1 protein-coding gene and 1 pseudogene are annotated in these 2,035 nt (G+C 58.9%); both read left to right on the top strand.

What is annotated here, in order from left to right:
• Nucleotides 1-136: 136 nt before the first annotated feature.
• The gene (locus DWZ15_RS10235) at nt 137-1,351 is read left to right on the top strand and encodes an MFS transporter (RefSeq protein ID WP_195521868.1); all 1,215 of its coding nucleotides are present in this window, start codon (nt 137-139) and stop codon (nt 1,349-1,351) included.
• A gap of 170 nt (nt 1,352-1,521) precedes the next feature.
• Nucleotides 1,522-2,035 (top strand): annotated as a pseudogene (locus tag DWZ15_RS10230) (SIS domain-containing protein); the annotation flags it as partial.

Here is a 2,035-nt window from a genome sequence, read left to right as displayed (position 1 = left end):
ATGGTCGTGGGCATCATCGGCGCGTTCTTCGGCGTGCTGGCGTAAGGGCCCGGCTGCATAGATTTTCGTTGCAGCCTGGAAAGGGGATGGAGCAGGCCTATGCCCTCCATCCCCTTTTTGTATAGAAGGAGTTCGTATGTTCGCGAAGGATCGCGAAGCAATGCGCCTGACGCCGGCAGAGGTCAGGCTGATTCTTATTGAGTCCCTGCAGTGGTGCGCCAACAACGCGGTCTACTTTTTGGGGCTTATCGGTGCGGCCACGTATGATCTGGCTGGCACGGCCTTTTTGGTTGCCGCCATTACGCTCGTGCGCAATCTTATGACGTCGGTGGGCAATATGGTGTCGGGCTCGGTCATCGATCGCTTTGGACCGCGCCGGACGTCGTTTGTGACGTGCGTGATTACGGCAGTGCTATCGCTTGGCGTGGGGTTGGCGCCGTTGTCTGTCCCCGGGCTTGTGTTTGCCGCGTGCGTCTTGGGACTTGCGGGCGGCTTTATCAACACCTGCACGCATGCGTTTCCGGGATACCTGGAGTCGACCACCGAGGGCCGTACCCGCGTGAACGGCCTCATGGTGTTCTACAGCAATATCGCCTATACCGCTGGCCCGCTGCTCGGCGGTGCCATCGTGAGCTGTTTTGCCACGCAATCGGTCTATCTGCTCATGGCGGGCATGATGGGTGTGGCGGCCGTGCTCTCCTTGGGCTGTCACGAGTGTGTTGCTCCCGCAAAAGGGGAGAAGCCGAAGGGCGGTATTTTGGGCGGCATGGCCGAGGGTGCGCGACTTACGTTTCGCGACCACGACCTGCGCCTCATCTTTATCTCGGGCTTTTTGGGTTTCTTTGCGTTTGGCGCGTTCGATTCGCTGGAGTCGTTGTTCTATCGCGATGTGCTCAACGTGGATATCGTCTGGCTGGGCTGGCTGTCCTCGGTCGTGGGCCTCACTTCCTCGGTGGGCGCGTTCATCCTGACCAAGCTTTCTGCCCGCCATGTCAACCTGCGATTGCTGCTCGGCGCGCTCATGGCCGTGGGCATTGGGTCCATGGTGTACGTGGGCACCGATATGCTGGGGGTCGCGATTATCGGTCAGGCGATTAACGGTCTGGCCTGGGGATTCCTGGAACCGCTGCAGATGATCTTGATTCAGGAGCGCGCCGACATCAAATACCTGGGGCGCATTACCGGCTTTGTGCGTTTTGGCCTGATGAGCGCCGGCGTGCTGCCGCTGCTGGCGGCTCCGTTTTTGGCGGAGGCTTTGGGCGTTCAGGCGGTGCTGTTTGGGGCATCGACCATTATTGCGCTGGTAGGAACGCTGTTCTTCGTCACACAAGGGAGGCGCCAGAGGCGTTAGCTATACATTCAATTCTAATTTAATACCACTCACCAGAGAATTTCGACCGTTCACCGAGGATTGGAGCAGATTGATAAGTGGTATTAAAAACACATTAGGTGTATGTCTATAATTGGTATCGAAAAGAAACGCGATGTATAGAGTTGCGTGCAGGACAGAAAGGAAAAGCCATGAAGGAAACCGAGAAGATCGAGATCATGCACTTTAGCCAGGAGGGCTACGTCGAGGACGGCAAGAACGTCTACGAGGCCGGCAAGAAGATGACCGCGCTCGCCGACAAGGTCGCCGACGAGGGCTACGACGCCGTGTTCCTGATGGGCGTCGGCGGCACCTGGGACGAGCTCATGCAGCTCGAGTACCTCATGAACAAGTTCGGCGACCGCGACCTCGAGGTCTACCTGATCCACGCCGCCGAGTGGAACGTCATGGGCCACAAGCGCATGACCGAGAAGTCCGTCGTGCTCACCGCCTCCGAGTCCGGCACCACCCCCGAGGTCCTCGAGGCCGTCAAGAAGATGAAGGAAAAGGGCATTCGCGTCTACGCCATGACCAAGCCCGAGGGTCTCATCGGCCAGGCTGTCGGCGCCGAGAATTGCGTCAAGATGGCTTCCGATCATGGTAACGGCGGCTGCGAGATGGGCTACTACCTCGCCGACTGCTTCGGCCTGCGCCTGCTCAACCGCC

The organism is Collinsella sp. AF29-7AC (genome assembly GCF_003475665.1).
In the GTDB taxonomy this organism is placed as follows: domain Bacteria; phylum Actinomycetota; class Coriobacteriia; order Coriobacteriales; family Coriobacteriaceae; genus Collinsella.
Note: the sequence above shows the minus strand (reverse complement) of the source record. Positions and strands in the feature narration are given on the sequence as shown.

Excerpts from the sequence above, each read along its gene's own strand:
- DWZ15_RS10235 (WP_195521868.1), top strand. The coding sequence starts at position 137 with ATGTTCGCGAAGGATCGCGAAGCAATGCGCCTGACGCCGGCAGAGGTC.